Annotated in this window: 18 protein-coding genes; all 18 read left to right on the forward strand. The window is 40.4% G+C overall.

Annotated features, from left to right (window positions below):
- The first annotated feature begins 13 nt into the window (after positions 1–13).
- Positions 14–820 carry a bifunctional hydroxymethylpyrimidine kinase/phosphomethylpyrimidine kinase gene (thiD, locus tag BUB87_RS05565; RefSeq protein ID WP_073342581.1) on the forward strand — a complete coding sequence of 269 codons (807 nt, stop codon included), beginning with the start codon at positions 14–16 and terminating at the stop codon, positions 818–820.
- A complete protein-coding gene (cytX, locus tag BUB87_RS05570) occupies positions 810–1,997 on the forward strand; it encodes a putative hydroxymethylpyrimidine transporter CytX (RefSeq protein WP_200792764.1) in 1,188 nt (395 codons plus the stop codon). The genes thiD and cytX overlap by 11 nt, the downstream gene beginning before the upstream one ends.
- Positions 1,998–2,022: 25 nt before the next feature.
- Positions 2,023–2,667 carry a thiamine phosphate synthase gene (gene thiE / locus BUB87_RS05575; protein ID WP_073342586.1) on the forward strand — a complete coding sequence of 215 codons (645 nt, stop codon included), beginning with the start codon at positions 2,023–2,025 and terminating at the stop codon, positions 2,665–2,667.
- On the forward strand, positions 2,661–3,455 hold the full coding sequence (gene thiM / locus BUB87_RS05580) for a hydroxyethylthiazole kinase (RefSeq protein WP_073342589.1): 795 nt from the start codon (positions 2,661–2,663) through the stop codon (positions 3,453–3,455). The genes thiE and thiM overlap by 7 nt, the downstream gene beginning before the upstream one ends.
- Complete coding sequence (gene thiW, locus BUB87_RS05585; RefSeq protein ID WP_073342592.1) at positions 3,448–3,942, forward strand: energy coupling factor transporter S component ThiW; 495 nt, start codon at positions 3,448–3,450, stop codon at positions 3,940–3,942. Before thiM ends, thiW begins: the two co-directional genes overlap by 8 nt.
- A gap of 174 nt (positions 3,943–4,116) precedes the next feature.
- Entirely contained in the window at positions 4,117–5,196 is a 1,080-nt protein-coding gene (locus tag BUB87_RS05590) for a uroporphyrinogen decarboxylase family protein (RefSeq protein ID WP_200792765.1), read from the forward strand.
- Complete coding sequence (locus tag BUB87_RS05595) at positions 5,193–5,963, forward strand: glucosamine-6-phosphate deaminase (RefSeq protein ID WP_073342598.1); 771 nt, start codon at positions 5,193–5,195, stop codon at positions 5,961–5,963. Before BUB87_RS05590 ends, BUB87_RS05595 begins: the two co-directional genes overlap by 4 nt.
- Positions 5,964–5,987: 24 nt before the next feature.
- A complete protein-coding gene (locus BUB87_RS05600; RefSeq protein ID WP_073342600.1) occupies positions 5,988–6,848 on the forward strand; it encodes a sugar phosphate isomerase/epimerase family protein in 861 nt (286 codons plus the stop codon).
- 4 nt (positions 6,849–6,852) lie between these two features.
- Positions 6,853–7,875 carry a Gfo/Idh/MocA family protein gene (locus tag BUB87_RS05605; protein ID WP_073342603.1) on the forward strand — a complete coding sequence of 341 codons (1,023 nt, stop codon included), beginning with the start codon at positions 6,853–6,855 and terminating at the stop codon, positions 7,873–7,875.
- A gap of 14 nt (positions 7,876–7,889) precedes the next feature.
- The gene (nagA, locus tag BUB87_RS05610; RefSeq protein WP_073342606.1) at positions 7,890–9,074 is read left to right on the forward strand and encodes an N-acetylglucosamine-6-phosphate deacetylase; all 1,185 of its coding nucleotides are present in this window, start codon (positions 7,890–7,892) and stop codon (positions 9,072–9,074) included.
- A 25-nt stretch (positions 9,075–9,099) separates the two neighbouring features.
- On the forward strand, positions 9,100–10,242 hold the full coding sequence (locus BUB87_RS05615) for a uroporphyrinogen decarboxylase family protein (protein WP_073342610.1): 1,143 nt from the start codon (positions 9,100–9,102) through the stop codon (positions 10,240–10,242).
- Between the two features lie 416 nt (positions 10,243–10,658).
- On the forward strand, positions 10,659–11,582 hold the full coding sequence (locus BUB87_RS05620; protein WP_073342612.1) for a dihydrodipicolinate synthase family protein: 924 nt from the start codon (positions 10,659–10,661) through the stop codon (positions 11,580–11,582).
- Positions 11,583–11,619: 37 nt separating this feature from the next.
- Positions 11,620–11,814: a hypothetical protein gene (locus BUB87_RS05625; protein WP_073342614.1), complete on the forward strand. Its 195-nt coding sequence runs from the start codon at positions 11,620–11,622 to the stop codon at positions 11,812–11,814.
- 105 nt (positions 11,815–11,919) lie between these two features.
- The gene (locus BUB87_RS05630; protein ID WP_073342617.1) at positions 11,920–12,678 is read left to right on the forward strand and encodes a DUF5666 domain-containing protein; all 759 of its coding nucleotides are present in this window, start codon (positions 11,920–11,922) and stop codon (positions 12,676–12,678) included.
- Positions 12,679–12,918: 240 nt separating this feature from the next.
- Positions 12,919–13,044, forward strand: a complete 126-nt coding sequence (locus BUB87_RS14875; protein ID WP_268761604.1) for a hypothetical protein — start codon at positions 12,919–12,921, stop codon at positions 13,042–13,044.
- Between the two features lie 803 nt (positions 13,045–13,847).
- A complete protein-coding gene (locus BUB87_RS05640) occupies positions 13,848–15,851 on the forward strand; it encodes a PAS domain S-box protein (RefSeq protein WP_073342622.1) in 2,004 nt (667 codons plus the stop codon).
- Between the two features lie 110 nt (positions 15,852–15,961).
- A complete protein-coding gene (locus tag BUB87_RS05645; protein WP_084110943.1) occupies positions 15,962–16,483 on the forward strand; it encodes a GRAM domain-containing protein in 522 nt (173 codons plus the stop codon).
- 260 nt (positions 16,484–16,743) lie between these two features.
- Positions 16,744–16,958 (forward strand): transposase (locus tag BUB87_RS05650; protein ID WP_200792766.1); only part of this gene is annotated, 215 nt, incomplete at its 3' end.

Below are 16,958 nucleotides of genomic sequence, written 5' to 3' on the forward strand. Positions count from 1 at the left end.
CGGAGGTGGTATTATGAAACTGGCACTTACTATTGCTGGCTCTGATTCGGGTGGCGGAGCGGGTATACAGGCTGATTTAAAAACTTATTCGGCTCATGGAGTTTACGGCATGAGTGTCATCACATCTATTACAGCGCAGAATACCACGGGTGTTCTCGGGATAGAAGATATAAGCCCGGAGATGGTATTTCTGCAGATGAAAGCGGTCTTTGAAGATTTGTATCCTGATGCTGTGAAAATAGGCATGGTATCCAGTGAAGGTATCATCAAAGCCGTTGCTGAAGGCTTAAAGACTTATAAGCCTGATAAGGTTGTGCTGGATCCGGTGATGATTTCAAAAAGTGGAAGTCACTTATTAAAACCGGAAGCTATGGAGGCTTTAAAGCGAGAGCTTATCCCATTAAGCCTTGTGGTGACACCTAACCTTATGGAGGCGGGAGCATTAAGCGGCATGGAGATTGAAAACAAAGAAGACATGAAAGAGGCTGCCAGGAGGATACTGGACCTTGGAGCCAGGACGGTGGTGGTAAAGGGTGGGCACCTCACCGGCGATGCTTTGGATGTCTTTTATGATGGGAAGGAATTTTATGAGATTACATCAGAGAGGATTGATACGGAAAACACCCATGGCACCGGATGTACATTTTCCTCAGCCATTGCTGCTAATCTGGCTTTAGGATATGACCTGCTGGAGTCTATAAAAAGAGCAAAGCATTACATCACAGGTGCTATAAAAAACTCGCTGGATATAGGACATGGGGTAGGCCCTACCAATCATTTTTGGAACCTTCGCATAGGAGGAGATGCCCGTGAACGTTAAGATCTCTAATCGAAGCATGTTTTTGCTTTGGTTTGGAGCAGCTGTTTCTATGGCTGAGATAATGACCGGGGCTTTATATGCTCCCATGGGATTTAAAAAAGGTGTACTAGCCATCCTGTTGGGTCACATCCTTGGAAATACCTTTCTTGTGCTGACTGGTATAATAGGCTTTAGAGAAAGGGCTAGTTCCATGGAATCTACCCGCTACACCTTCGGAGTATACGGTTCTTATTTGTTTTCGCTACTCAATATCCTTCAACTTATAGGATGGACTGCTGTGATGATTATTGTGGCCGGGCGTTCAATGAATACCATATCTATAAAGTTGTGGGGATTTGATAACTTCTACGTCTGGGCAATGATTACAGGGTTTCTGGTTATATTGTGGTTATATTCTGGTAATAGAGGTTTTAATGAGATAAACAACACTGCAGTGGTATTGCTATTTGTTTTGACCATCGTTATGAGCTTTCTGGTGTTTAGAGGGGGTATACCAGCTAAAGTTAGTGGTGGCATGAGTTTTGGGCAGGGATTTGAGCTGGCGGTAGTGATGCCTTTATCGTGGCTTCCACTGGTATCTGATTACACTAGGGCAGCGGAATCAGAAAAGGGTTCAGCTATTGCAACATGGTTTGGTTACTTTATAGGAAGTGCGTGGATGTATATTATAGGATTGGGTACAGCTCTCGCATTCAAAAGCAGTGATCCAACGGAGATAATGTTGAAAGCGGGCTTGGGGATTTATGCCCTGCTAATAGTCGTTATGTCTACGGTTACCACTACATTTTTAGATGTGTATTCTTCTGCCATGTCGTTTTTGAACATAAAGAAAGGGGACGAAAAGCTGGTATCTGTGATTATGGGCGCTATTGGCACAATAGTGGCCCTCGTATTTCCCATGGAGCAGTATGAAAACTTCCTTTACGCTATAGGTTCGGTATTTGCACCACTTTTTGCAGTGTTGGTGATTGGCTATTTTATTTTTAAAGAGGATAAAAGCAAGCAATTATTTAATGTTAAAGCTTTGGTTTCATGGGGTATAGGCGTGGTGCTTTATTATGTCCTCCTGAGGTATAACACGGTTATAGGGGTCACGTTACCCGATGTGATCCTTACAGGGATTGTATATCTGATCGCCCATAAGATTGGTATAGCATTTGGTCGGCAGGCTTCATAAAAATCACAATGAAAGGGGTATACACATGGATTTGAGGCTCTATGCTGTGACAGACCGCTCATATCTAAAAGGTATAGACCTTGTATCAGCGGTAGAGCTTGCGATAAGAGGCGGTGCTACTATAATACAATTGAGGGAAAAAGAGATATCAAGTAAAGAGTTTTATGAGCTGGCACTTAAGGTTAAGGAAGTTACAAAGCATAATAACATCCCCCTCATAATCAATGACAGAGTGGATATAGCCCTGGCAGTGGATGCTGATGGCGTCCATGTAGGGCAGGAGGACCTTCCTGCAGAGGTGGTAAGAAGGCTCATTGGACCTGATAAGATACTGGGTGTATCCGCCAGTACTGTGGAAGAGGCTGTAAAAGCGGAAAGGGATGGAGCAGATTATCTGGGTGTAGGGGCTGTATATACCACCCTAACAAAACCAGAGGCTGACGCCATAGGTATAGAAGGTTTGCAAAAAATCAAGGAAGCCGTAAGTATTCCTGTGGTGGCTATAGGAGGGATAACTCAAGAAAATGCATACGAAATCATGCTAAAATCGGAGGTAGATGGTATCTCATCGGTTTCGGCTGTATTTTCCGGAGATGTAGAAGAAAATTCTAGACGACTCTTGCAGACTATAGAAAAAGCGATAAGTGACAGGAGGAATTTGAAATGGTAGAAGGTTTATTGACAATTTTGAGGGATAAAAAGCCGTTAATTCATCATATAACCAATATGGTTACCATTAACGATTGTGCCAACGTAACCCTGGCCATAGGGGCCCTACCGGTGATGGCCCATGCTCTAGAAGAGGTGGAGGAAATGGCAGGTGCGGCCCAGGCCCTGGTTTTAAATATCGGCACTCTCACAAAGGAACAGGTAGATGCCATGGTAAAAGCAGGAAAGGCCGCTAATTCATTGGGTATACCCGTCATATTGGATCCTGTGGGCGCTGGAGCCACATCTATGAGGACGCAGAGCGCTAAAAGAATACTGGAGGAAGTCAGAGTATCTGTCATCAAGGGAAATAGCGCGGAGATATCCATTCTTGCCGGTAAGGGCGGAAGAATAAGGGGAGTGGAGTCTGCAGGAGGCGTAGATGATATCCTCAGCGCTGCCAGAGATATGGCAAAAAAATATAAGACGGTGGTGGCAGTATCAGGAGCAACCGATATAATTACCGATGGAAATAGAGTGGCTTATGTGGACAACGGCCATCCTATGATGGGTACCATCACCGGTACAGGCTGTATGCTCACGTCGGTAGTGGGGAGTTTCTGCGGTGCCAATGAGGACAGCTTTGAGGCAACAGTAGCGGCGTTTGTCTCCTTTGGACTGGCTGGTGAGCTGGCCGCATCTAAGGATGAGGTTAAAGGCCCAGGTAGCTTTAAGATGGCGTTCTTTGATGAGATATATAACCTTACAGAAGAAAAGATAAGGAAAGGGATGAAAGCAAGATATGAATAGGGTACAGCGCATGGTCCTGATGGCCCTCATCGTTGCCATAGGCACATTTACGGCCCAGTATACATGGTTTAGCGTAGGCGTAGCCAAAGCTGCCCCTGTTCAACACGCCATCAATGTCATCTCAGCAGTTCTCTTTGGCCCCTGGGGAGCTCTGGAAGTGGCCTTTGTTATAGGACTTTTGAGGAATCTCCTGGGAGTTGGTTCGCTGCTGGCTTTTCCTGGAGGCATGGTTGGAGCTTTCCTCGCAGGGTACCTCTATAGGCTTACGGGTAAACTCTATTTTGCACCTATAGGAGAGGTTATAGGTACAGGCATTATAGGTGCTTTACTTTCTTACCCTATAGCTAAATATATCCTCGGGAGCTCTGGCGCAGCCTTTATGTTTGTTGCTCCCTTTTCCCTTTCCAGTGGAATAGGGGCAATAATAGGCTATACGGTGATATTGGCCTTGGCAAGTCGTATCTCGGTATTGGCTCAGGATAAATGATGTGAATAGATAGGTTGCTTCCGAAAAAGCTTAAAAGCATCGGAGCAACCTATTTTGTATTTAAGTAATTTTGTGTGCGTTTTTGTATATTTATGGTATAATTATATGAGAAAAATTAATTAACTAAATTAAGTGAAGATGTTACAAACGTGTTATCGATAGAGGGGAAGGAGGTTGTTTAGGAAAATGAATGATTTTATACCAGATTATATGAATATCGTAAATGCTGCAAAAAATCGGAGAACAGCTCGAATGCCTCTTTACGAGCATATAATATCTGAAAGCATTATGGAACAGGTATTGAATAAGAAATTTGCAGATCTATACAACGGTGATCTGGAAGATAGGAAGGAATTTTTCAGGAATTATGTGGAGTTCTTCAAAAGGATGGAATATGATACAGTAAGCTTTGAGAGATGTATTGGGCCTGCCATGCCTGGAAGTGGTGCATTAGGAGGACATAAGCCTGGTGTTATAAAGACGAGGGAGGATTTTGAAAAATATCCCTGGGACTCTATACCCCAAAGATATTTTCAGATGTATGATGAAGATTTTCGCCTGTTGGGGGAAGTGATGCCAGAAGGAATGAAGGCTATAGGCGGTCCGGGTAACGGTGTGTTTGAGCTGATGCAGGATATAGTGGGATATATGGATTTATGTTATATATCTGTAGATGATCCTCAGCTTTACAGAGATCTATTTGCTAAAGTTGGGGATGTGATGTATAAGATATGGAATATCTTTTTACAAAAGTATGGAGAAATATATGCAGTATGCAGGTTTGGCGACGATCTAGGCTTTAAGACCAACACCCTTATATCGGCAGAGGACATAAGGGAAAATGTGATACCTCAGTATGCCAGGATAGTAGAGTTGGTACATTTGTATGGAAAACCTTTTTTGTTGCATTCATGTGGAAATATTTTTTCAGTTATGGACGATATCATAAATATAGCGAAAATTGACGCCAAGCATTCCAATGAAGATCAAATTGCTCCATTCTCTGTATGGGTGGATAAGTATGGCCAACGCATAGGCAATTTTGGCGGTGTGGATACAGATGTGTTGTGTAGAATGCCTGAGGCCGAAATAAAAGAATACGTAAGAGAAGTTATAAAATATGCCACTGAAAAGAAGAAAAATGCTGGATTTGCGTTAGGCTCAGGGAATTCTATTCCTGATTATGTGCCGGTTTATGGTTATCTAGCCATGGTAGAGGCAGCTAGAGAGATGCGAGGGGAGAATGTGCTATGAGTTATATTAAGAATTTCAAGGTGGATAATCTTGAGGTATTCATATCGGAAAACAGAGATGAGATGGGGAAACTGGCAGCAAGGGATGTCCACGATAGAATATTAGAGTTGTTAGAGGAGAAAGATGCAATAAACATGGTATTTGCAGCGGCTCCTTCGCAAAATGAATTTCTTGCTTCCCTTGTCTCATATGATGACGTAGATTGGGGTAGAATCAATGCATTTCATCTGGATGAGTATATAGGCCTCAGCATAGAAGCACCCCAGCGTTTTGCCAACTTTCTGAAGGATAGAATATTTGGAAAAGTTGGATTTAAGAGTGTAAATTACATCGATGGAAATGCTCAGGACATTGAGGCTGAATGCAGGAGGTATTCTGAGCTCTTAAAGGAACATCCCATTGATATAGGCTGTATAGGAATAGGTGAAAACGGGCATATAGCCTTTAATGACCCATGGGTGGCGGATTTTAACGATAAGAAGCTCGTAAAGGTGGTGGAGCTGGATGAAAGGTGCCGTATGCAGCAGGTACATGACGGTTGCTTTTCCTCTCTGGATGAAGTGCCGCGCTATGCTATAACGCTGACAATTCCCACGATTATGTCGTCCCAGTTTATATATTGCATAGTTCCGGCTAAGACCAAGGCCGAAGCAGTTTACAATACGTTAAAAGGCGACATTGTAGAGGATTGCCCTGCCTCTATTTTAAGGACTCACCCGAGGGCGTATCTGTATTTAGATATGGATTCTGCTGAAAAAATCATTTGATTATCTGGTAAAAAGGGTGATACTGTGCTGAAAATCGGGGTTATAACTGATGAGATATCCCAGGACATCCGGGATGTAATTAAGCTTATGAAAAAATATGGTTTAAAGGCGGTTGAGCTGCGCTCCATATGGGATAGACAGATTTTTGAGTTGGATGATGAAGAAATTAATTCTCTGAAACAGATATTTAAAAGGGAAAGTGTAAAGGTGTGTGCCATAGCGTCACCGGTATTTAAATCTCATATAGATAATAAAGAAGAATATGATAAGCACATAAAGATTTTTCAAAGGTGTATAGAGTTATCAGATGTGTTTGAGACCAATATCATACGCGCGTTTACCTTCTGGAGATCTGATGTAAAGCCATCCATTGACGAGATTTGCAAGTTATACCTGCCTATAGTAGAGGTCGCTGAGAAAAACAAGAAGTATATCGCAGTAGAAAACGAGCCGTCGGTTAATTTGACCAATGCGGCTCTGGTAAAAGAGTTGATTGAAAAGATAGATTCGGAGTACGTAAAAGCCTTGTGGGATCCGGCCAATGATATATTTGAACCATATAATGAAGTGCCATACCCCGATGGTTACGGGATCATAAAAGACTATATAGTTCACATGCATCTGAAAGACGCTAAAAAGATTGATAATGAAGTTAAATCTGTAACGTTTGGAGAGGGAGATGTGGACTGGAAAGGGCAGCTAAGAAGGCTGATCCAGGATGGCTATGATGGGTATATTAGTCTGGAGACCCATTACAGAAAAAGGCCTCTCTCTGAAGATTTGTTAAATAAGCCTTCAGGTAATACGTTTTCCATGGGTGGTTATGAAGCCTCTGATGAGTGCCTTTATAATTTGAATAAAACCTTAAATGAGATAGGGGGATAACAAGATGAATAAAAAGGTGAGGTTTGGGATTATAGGCTGTGGCGTTATAGGACCTGCTCACGCAGAGTCTATCAAGAAGCTGGATAATGCTGAGCTGGTAGCTGTCTGCGATATCATTGAAGACAGGGCCAAAAAAATGGCAGAAAAGTTTGGCGTAAAGGACTATTACATAGACTATCACGATCTTCTCAACAGGGATGACATTGATGTGGTTTCCGTATGCGTGCCCAGTGGCTTGCACGGTGATATAACCATTGATGCAGCTAGAGCAGGAAAAAATGTTCTGTGTGAGAAACCGCTGGATATCAATAAGGAAAAGATGACCGCCATGATAAAAGCTTGTCGGGATAATGGGGTAAAGCTGGGGTGCGTGTTTCAGAGGAGGACCATGCTGTCAGCGATCAAGGCTCGTGAGGCCATTAGAGAAGGAAAACTGGGAAAAATCGTAATGGCCAACGCCTACCTCAAGTATTTTAGAAGTCAGGCCTACTATGACAGTGAAGACTGGCGGGGCACATGGGAGCTGGATGGAGGCGGTGCTCTGATGAACCAGGGTATACACGGAATTGACCTTATACAATGGATGGTAGGAGAGGTGGACAGCGTGTTTGCGTATGCGGATCACCTGGTGCGCAACATTGAGGTGGAGGATACCGCTGTAGTTGCCATGAAGTATAAAAACGGTGCATTTGGGGTTATAGAAGGTGCTACTTCTGTTTTTGAGGGAGAAGAGACGGTTTTTGAGGTACACGGAGACAAAGGCACCATCATTTTCGGAGACAGTGGCATAAAGAAATGGAAGACAGAAGAAGGGGAAGTGTCCTTTGATACAGGGGAGGCTATGGGAGGTTCACACGGACCGGAAATTTCGTCATTTGGCCACCTGGCGGTTATCAAGGATATGGTTGATGCTATTATAAACAATAGAGAACCGATGGTACCGGGAGAAGAAGGTCGAAAGGCAGTGGATCTTATTTTAGCCATATATGAATCGGTAAGGACAAAAAGAGAAGTTAAAGTGAGTTGAAGGGAAGAGGGGCGATGGATGATCTTATATTGATAAAAAACGGCAGGGTTTTAACACCTTTCAGGGAAATAAAAGATGGAATGGTAGTTATAAATAATGGGAAAATCGATTACGTGGGTTTCTATAATAAGGATATAGCAGATAACTTCACAGGAAAGGTGATAGATGCTGGAGGTATGTATATTTCGCCAGGTTTTATCGACATACATACCCATGGCGGTGGGGGACATGATTTGATGGATGGAACCGTGGATGCGGTTCTGGGTATGGCTAAAGCCCATGCTTTACATGGTACAACAACTATTGTTCCCACCACCCTGACGGCGCCCATTGGCGATATATATAAAGCCCTGGATAATGTAAAAGAGGCAAAAAGGGTATGTGAATTTCCTACAATCCTGGGGGTTCATCTAGAAGGTCCATATTTTTCAAAAGCCCAGAAAGGAGCCCAAGATGAGCGTTATTTAAGGATACCCGCAAAGGGAGAAGTGGATAAACTAATTGGCTACTCTGATGATATTGTGAGGGTTTCTGCGGCTCCTGAAATAGAAGGCGGGTTGGAGTTGGGCAGGTACTTGAAAAGCAGGGGTATAGTGGCATCCATAGGTCATAGTGATGCTACATATGATGATGTGGTCATGGCGGTAGAGAACGGGTACACTCATGTAACACACCTGTATTCAGGTATGTCAGGAGTAAGAAGGATAAATGCCTTCAGGGTAGCAGGAGTAATAGAGAGTGCGCTGCTGATGGACGAATTAACTGTAGAAATCATAGCCGATGGGAAGCATCTTCCTCCACCATTGCTAAAATTGATTTACAAAATAAAAGGGGCCGATAAAATCGCCTTAGTCACTGATTCCATGCGTGCAGCGGGCATGCCTGAAGGAGAGTATATCCTGGGCAGCTTAAAAGGTGGACAAAAGGTGGTGGTGGAAGACGGTGTAGCCAAACTTATGGACAGAAGCGCTTTTGCAGGAAGTGTAGCTACAGCGGATTTACTGGTTGGGAACATGATTAGGCTGGCGGGAGCACCGGTTCTTGATGCCGTAAAAATGATGACGTCAACCCCTGCTAAAATAATGCATATAGATGACAGCAAAGGAAGCCTTTCTAAGGGCAAGGATGCAGATGTGGTTATATTTGACGACGATATAAACATAAAGCATGTTATTTCTGTAGGAAAAGTGATTTTATAAAACCTTTTCTAAGGAGAGATACGAAATGGAAGGTAGAAGCACAGACCATAAAAATTTAAATTTAGCAAAATTACATAGAGATGTGATCAAGGGTACAGCAGGAGGCAAAATAATTTGGCAACCAAGGATTGGCTGTTGGCTTCAGGATAAATTATTTGCAGGAGAAAAGCTTCCGGAACCTTATGATGGGATGACGCTGCCTGAAATATATAAAGAGCTAGGCTGTTCTGCAAGGATATATGATTATAATGGATGTTTTGTGGCAGTTGATGATCAAAGGGTAAGAAGATATTCAAGAAATATAAATGAACGTCAGATTGAGAATGTAGTTGAGACGCCTGTTGGGAAAATAACACAGATTATTGAGACCAGTCTTAATAGCTGGGCATCCTATATAAAAAAGTGGTGGATAACATCAGAAGAGGATATGAAGGTTGCCATGTGGATTGCTGAAAGGCAGGAATGGAAATGGAATCAGGAACATTACGATAGAACTTATAAAGAATGGGGAGATCTAGGTGCACCTACCATCTTTATGCCGCGCGTAAATGTACAACATTTGTTTGTAGATGTTATGGGTGTAGAAAATGCGATTTATGCTATATATGATTATCCTAAAACTGTGGAGAAATATTTTCAGATACTGGATGAGAATCATGATAGATTAATTGATGTCATCAATGAATCGCCAATAGATATTATAAATTTTGGCGATAATGTTCATGCAGGTACTCTATCGCCCAATTTATTTAAGAAATATGTGCTTCCATCATATCAGAGAAGATGCGAAAAGCTCCATAGGGCAGGTAAATTCGTACATGCCCATTGGGATGGTGATGTAAAGCCTTTGTTGCCATATGTACAGGAATGCGGCCTGGACGGAATTGAAGCTGTAACGCCGGTACCCCAGGGAGATGTGACATTGGAGGAAGTAAAGCAGGCCTTTGGAGATAAAATGTTTTTGATAGATGGGATTGCAGCTATATTATTTGATAAAACCTTTTCTGAAGATGATTTAATAAAACAGGCAAAAGAAGTTATAGATTTGTTTGCTCCAAAGTTAATACTTGGCATATCCGATGAGTTGTCCTCAACAGGAGACATAAATAGAATAAAAATCGTAGGCCAAATAGTTGATAATTATAATGCCAGAATCAGCAATAAATAGCTTTAGCTAACTGGAGCTTATAAATTGCCCGTTGGCATTTGCTCAAAAAGACAATTGAATGTAATGGTCTTGCCAACGGGTGCAATTTTACATTCTTTATCGCGAGCGATCTTAGGAAGATTGTTTGGATAACGTATGTGACTATAACGTCCATACCCAACAAAATTACCCGCTACATTTGTATAGAGGGATAGGAAAGATATGGACAAATTCATACTTTTGATGACGTAAAGTTCAGGAAGGCTTTGGTATACGCGTTTGACAAAACCAAAATAAGAGAAGTGAGTAACTACATTTTCATACGATCCTGCTAAAGCCGAAGAACTTTTGAAAGAGAATGGCTGGAGTAAAGGTTCTGATGGCATAATATAAAAAGGCGGAAACATTGTAAGAAAGAGAGAAGGGGAGGAAAAATAATGTCTAAATCAATACCTGATGGCGTATGGCCTACAATGGTTACGCCTTTCACAGATGAAAACAAAATAGATTATGAAGGGCTGGAGAGGATGATTGAATGGTACTTGGAAAAGGGTGTAGCTGGGCTTTTTGCAGTATGTCAGTCGAGCGAGATGTTCTATCTGAGTTTGGAAGAAAGGGTAGAACTGGCGAGTTTTGTGAGGGAAAAGGTTAAAGATCGTGTCGCTGTTATTGCTTCAGGACATATCTCTGATAATTTTCAAGATCAGGTAAAAGAATTAAATCTGATTGCAGAAACTGGCGTGGATGCGGTAGTTCTTATAACGAATCGGCTGGCTGGAATGGAGGAATCAGACGATATCTGGCGAAAAAATATGGAAGAGCTTTTGAAGCATATACCGGAGGATGTTTGCTTGGGTTTATATGAGTGTCCATATCCGTATAAAAGAATAATATCGCCTGAACAGTTGAAATTTTGTGCCGAGACGGGTCGTTTTTTCTTTCTCAAAGATACGAGCTGTGATGTAGACAATATAAGAAATAAATTAGAAGCGGTGAGAGGAAGCAATCTTAAAATATTTAATGCCAATGCTGCAACTTTGCTGGAAACATTGAAACTTGGGGTTGCTGGGTATAGTGGGGTTATGGCGAATTTTCATCCAGAACTCTATGTCTGGCTTTTTGAACACTGGCGAGAAAGGTATGAACAAGCGGAGAAATTATCAAATTTCTTAGGTGTTGCATCTTTGATAGAGAGACAGGTATATCCTGTGAATGCAAAGTACTATTTGAACCTTGAAGGCTTGGGTATCAATATTAATAGTCGTTCAAGAGATTATAGGGAATTTAGCAAAGCTAATCGGATGGAAGTGGAACAGTTAAGAAAGCTGTCAATAGAGTATCGAGAAAAGCTATTTTATTGACAATGTATAGTGATAATTTTCAAAGGGAAAGGGATTTATGAAAAACTTGATTAGAAGGATGATAAAGGAAATATCACCAGCATGGGGTATGGTGGTTTTATCGACAATTTTATTGTTAGTTTACATTGTTAGTATGATAATTACTCTGTTAGACAGGTGGCGTATTCGTTATCCATTGCAGTGGCCTTTGAATTCCCATAATATAAGATATATGGTTATACAGGATGGATAAAACAAAGGAGAATTGCAAACTTGTACTTGACACAAGCGTTTCAGTGTGCAACATTTGCGCTTTTTGTAGAGCAGGTGTACAATACAGGAAGGAGGTGGTTTTTTTATGAAGAAAATAGCACTAATACTTGCGACGGTGTTTTTGCTGGGCCTTGCCATTCCCGCTTCTGCTGATACCCTGTCGAGTACGCCTGTGGACAGTACGGCTGTAACCGCGACAAGTGACAGCACCGTTTCTGGAACCGTGTACAATCAACCGTCCGTTCAAGTGCCGATTGATTTAAACACGTTAAACAGTCTTTCCATTGCGCAATTAAAAGAGTTGCAGAAACAGATACAGAACGTGCTTAAGCAGAAAGAAGAAAGCCTAAAGGAATTTGAAGGCAAAATCACGACTTTCGATGGCAGCAGCGTAACTGTACAAGGCAAAAACGGAACCCAGACGTTTACAGTAACGTCGGAAACGGAAGTTAAAGTTACGGATGGAAGCGCCTTGCAGGCAGGATACAAAGCTGAAATCAAGTACGACCCCAATACGAGTGAAGCAGTAATAATCAAGGCAGAACTCATACTGCTGGAATACAGCGGTATGGTGGTATCCTACGACGGCAAAACAATAACCGTCAAACGCGGAAATGAGCAGAAAACATTCAATATAACGGACAAAACGAAGATAGAAGGACTTGGCAAAGCCAAAGGCACGACGGAAATAAAAGCTGGGACTAAAGTTGGTATCAAATACACGTCAGCGGGAAACGCCGTAACGATCAAAGTCATCCCTGCAAAAGAAGGCAAGAAGCAGGAAAATACGAAGAATTCCACCAAAACGAAAATTCAGGAAAATAAGAGTAGACACGAAAAATAAGGCCGCAGGGCCTTATTTTTTTATATGCGACATGCACATCGGTAGAAACTTGGCGCGGTAGCTCCTAACTTTAGTTATGGGGAGGAGCGCCTATTTTTAACTTTCAAGCAAAAATAGTATAAATATGCTATACTAATACCATGAGAGAGGGTATTAGATATAAATCAAACAGAAAATATTGTCCGATACGCGGAGCTAAATAGGAGACGTGCGGAATACAGAAAATTGCTGCATGGGAAGTTGACCAACGAGATAATAAGATTGGGCAACCGCCAGATAAACGGAGATAAAAACTCTGTGATAATACAGGACGACATTTTGGACGGTATAAAAAAGCAAAGGCAGGCAATGGCAAAAACGAGATAAGAAGATAGAGCAGGTGCCTGTTTTTTGTACTCATTGTGGTAATAATCAAAATATACTTATCCAAGTTTGTAACTTCTTTGAAAATAATTTTTACTTTATTATATTATGACATATTTTGACATGCAATATCGATACAACACATCTTTTCTGAAAGAATGTTATTTAGACTATATTTACGAAGTACATATTTTTTCAAGGACTTTTTCATATTATCTGTTTTTTTAACTCTCATGTGTGCAAAGTCTGATGAGATTAAGATCGAAATCATAATTTTTCTGATTTACGACATATTTTGACAAATAGTGAATAGCAAGTGAGGTATAATTATACATAGATAGTAAAGTATTAACTTATTTGTTTCTGATATTACATAAAATTTTAAACGGGGTGTTTTAATTGTTAAAAAATGTTTTAAAAAGTTCTTTTGTCTCTATATATGAGAAAAATCAATTACAATAAATTCCACATGATAAAATTATAGAAACAAATGCTCACTTCTGTGATATAACTTTACTTATTACCACAACATCAATAACAGGAGTGAAGCAAATGCCTCATGATAATAGAATAACAGAAAACTCAACAATTTACCAGTACCTGTTTAAATTAAATTTTATGATATGCTATACATTTCAGAAAGATGTTTTTGATTTTTTGGGATTAAGGGTACGAAGAAATATGGTAGGCTATATCCAGCTTGTATTAGCAATTGGATTTAACAGAATATTATATTATCTGGAAAGAGAGTTGTTATCTAACACAACACTATTAGCTGTTAGTCTAAGAAAGGGGAAAGTGTTTTAATGAATACCGCATCTAGGAGGATTCTGATTGTAGAAGATAGCAGATTGAACGCACAAATTACGGCAGATATTTTGAAAAAGTATGGCTACCAAGCAGAAATAGTGCGCACAGGAGAAGAAGCTGTAGAAAAGGTTAAAAGTGAACAAAACCCTGATCTAATTCTTATGGATATCGAACTTGGAGGGGAGATTGACGGAATAGAAACAACTCGCATAATCCAGCAGTTTACAGACATCCCTGTTTTGTTTCTCACTGCTAATACCAGTAAAGAGCTTATGGAAAAGATCCGTTCCGTTACAGGTTATGGTTATATAGTGAAAGGTGTAGATGAGCATGTGTTGATATCTGTTATAGAAATGGCTTTTAAGCTTCGCGAAGCAAACGTGCTGTTAAGGAAAGATCAAGAACTTTTTCGCAATTTATTTGAGACAGACAAAGCTATAATGCTACTTGTTGATCCTGAATCGGGACAAATTATAGAGGCAAATAAAGCCGCCTGCAGTTTCTATGGCTATCCTAAAGAAACTCTCTTGCGGATGAATATAGAAGCCATTGTGAGTTCTTTCGACATAGCGGCCGCGGAGAAGTTTAAAGAAACTTTGACAAAAGGGTGCGATTCAAAGGTTTGTGTTCACCGTATAGCCAATGGAGAAGAACGCGTGGTTGAGATGTATTCATCTCCTATCCATCATGAGGGTAAGATACTAGTGTATCTGATAATATTTGACATTACTGCACGCTGGCAGACTGAAGAAGAGCTGAAGTTTTATCGGTATTTGTTTGAAAATTCGCTTAACGAGACATACATATTTCATCCTGAAACATTGAAATTCATTGCTGCAAATCGTGGTGCGAGGGAAAATTTAGGATACACTCAGGAAGAACTAAGTAAAATGACTCCATTAGATTTGAAACCTGAATTTGATTTGGAAAGTTTTAAAGAACTCCTTTCTACTCTGGCAGAAGGAAAAAAGGAATACATTGTTTTCAATACTGTCCACCGCAGAAAAGACGGTTCACTCTATCCTGTAGAGGCTCACCTACAACTTGTGGAATATATGAACAGGAAGGTATATATAATGCTCATAATTGATATAACAGAGCGCAAAGCGATGGAAGAAGAACTACGAGAACAGAATGAAGTTTTGGCTACTATAACTGAATATGCTCACGATGCCATTATCATGATTAATGATGAAGGGAACATAACCTTTTGGAATCCTGCAGCGGAGAAATTGTTGGGTTACTCTAAGGAAGAGGTTATGGGTAAAGAGTTGCATAGATTAGTTATAGGTGATGAGAGCCTTTACAAGCTGTATAAAGAAGGATTAAAGAAATTTCAATTAAGCGGCAAAGGAAGTGCTGTCGGGAAAATGATTGAGTTGAAGGCAAAACATAAAGATGGGCATGAGATTGATGTTGAGCTTTCTCTCTCTGCTGTAAAAATTAACAGTACCTGGCATGCGGTAGGAATTTTGCGTGACATAACTGAACGAAAGAAATTTGAAGAACTAATTTATAGACAATCTATTACTGATCCATTGACAAATATTTACAATAGGCGATTTTTCATGCAGATGCTGGAACGGGAAATAGATCGAACAAAAAGAAATGGGAGGCCGTTTTCTCTTGTTATGTTTGATCTAGACCATTTCAAAAAGATAAATGATAGTTTTGGACATGCTACGGGCGATATGGTTCTCAAAAAAGTGGCTGAAACGGTAAAAAAGAGAATACGCAAAACGGATTGTTTTGCGCGGTGGGGTGGAGAAGAGTTTGTAATCGTATTGCCAGAAACTTCTGTAAAAGATGCGACAAGATTGGCTGAAGAGCTTCGAGAACAGATAAACAATATGGTTCTACCAGGAGTCGGGTATGTTACAGCAAGCTTTGGTGTGGCTGGGTTTAGAACCTCAGATACGATTGATAGTATTCTTATGCGAGTAGACGACATGCTGTACGAAGCAAAGGCTGCGGGGAGAAATTGTGTGAAGAGCGAGTGAAAAACTAATTGATTTGTATGAAAAATTAAATGTTATATATACGTGAAATGTTATATATACGTGCAGGCATATTTTTTGGCATAATAAGTTAAGTTAAGGGAGGACTAAAAGTGAAGCAAGCGGTTAAAACTCTTATATATGCTGGCGTTCCGTTTGGGATATTTGTAGGATTGTGTATAGGTATCTTAAATGGTTTCTATGCTGGAGTTTTCGCAGGATTATTTTCCGGGCTATTATTTGGTTTAACATTAAGTATATTTGCAGAAGTGCAAAAAAGAAAGTTTAAAAAAATTGGTCTGCAAATTACAAACGGCAAAAAAATAATAATGGACGGAGGCGCAAATCATTTCAAAGGAGTAGAAGGAGTTGGAGGATGGTTATTTTTAACTGCTGATGAACTTATATTTAAGTCGCATGCTTTTAATGTGCAAAGGCATCAAATAATAATTCCTTTAAACGAGATAATAGAGGTTAAAGCTGTGCCGACTGCCGGAATAATACCGAATGGGTTGTTGATCAAAACCAATGATAGTACCGAAAGATTTGTAGTATACAACCGCAATACATGGATAAAGAAAATCAATGAAGCCATATCAGCTCTTAGGAGAGGTTTTACAGGAACAATAGGTTGAGCGATAGGTCGAGAAGCAGAAAGACAAGGGGGAGCAGGGATAGGCCTGACAATGGCTAAAACTCTGGTTAAAGCCCATTAGGGCGATATAACGGTGGAAAGTGAAGGAGAAAAAGGGACGAAATTTGCGGTAAGACTCTCCAAAAACGATTTGTTTGTATCTCAAAACGAGACTGTAAAAAATTTTGTGTAAAATGATTAAAAACCTCTTTCTTGGTAAGAATTCAAAAATAAAACAAACCGAGAAGGAGGTTTTTAAAAATGTCAATTTTGACAAAGGAACAATTAAAAAATTTCATCAGTGAAAACAATATTCAATCTATTCCAGACCTTTATGCGTCATTAAAAAACCTTTTTAAAGATACTATCCAAGAAATGCTTGAAGCAGAGCTTTCTACAGAGCTTGGATATGAAAAGTATGAGAAGAAAGATAAAGATACTCCAAACTCAAGAAATGGATATACTCAAAAGACTGT

Origin of the sequence: Caldanaerobius fijiensis DSM 17918, from assembly GCF_900129075.1 — a bacterium.
GTDB lineage: Bacteria > Bacillota > Thermoanaerobacteria > Thermoanaerobacterales > Caldanaerobiaceae > Caldanaerobius > Caldanaerobius fijiensis.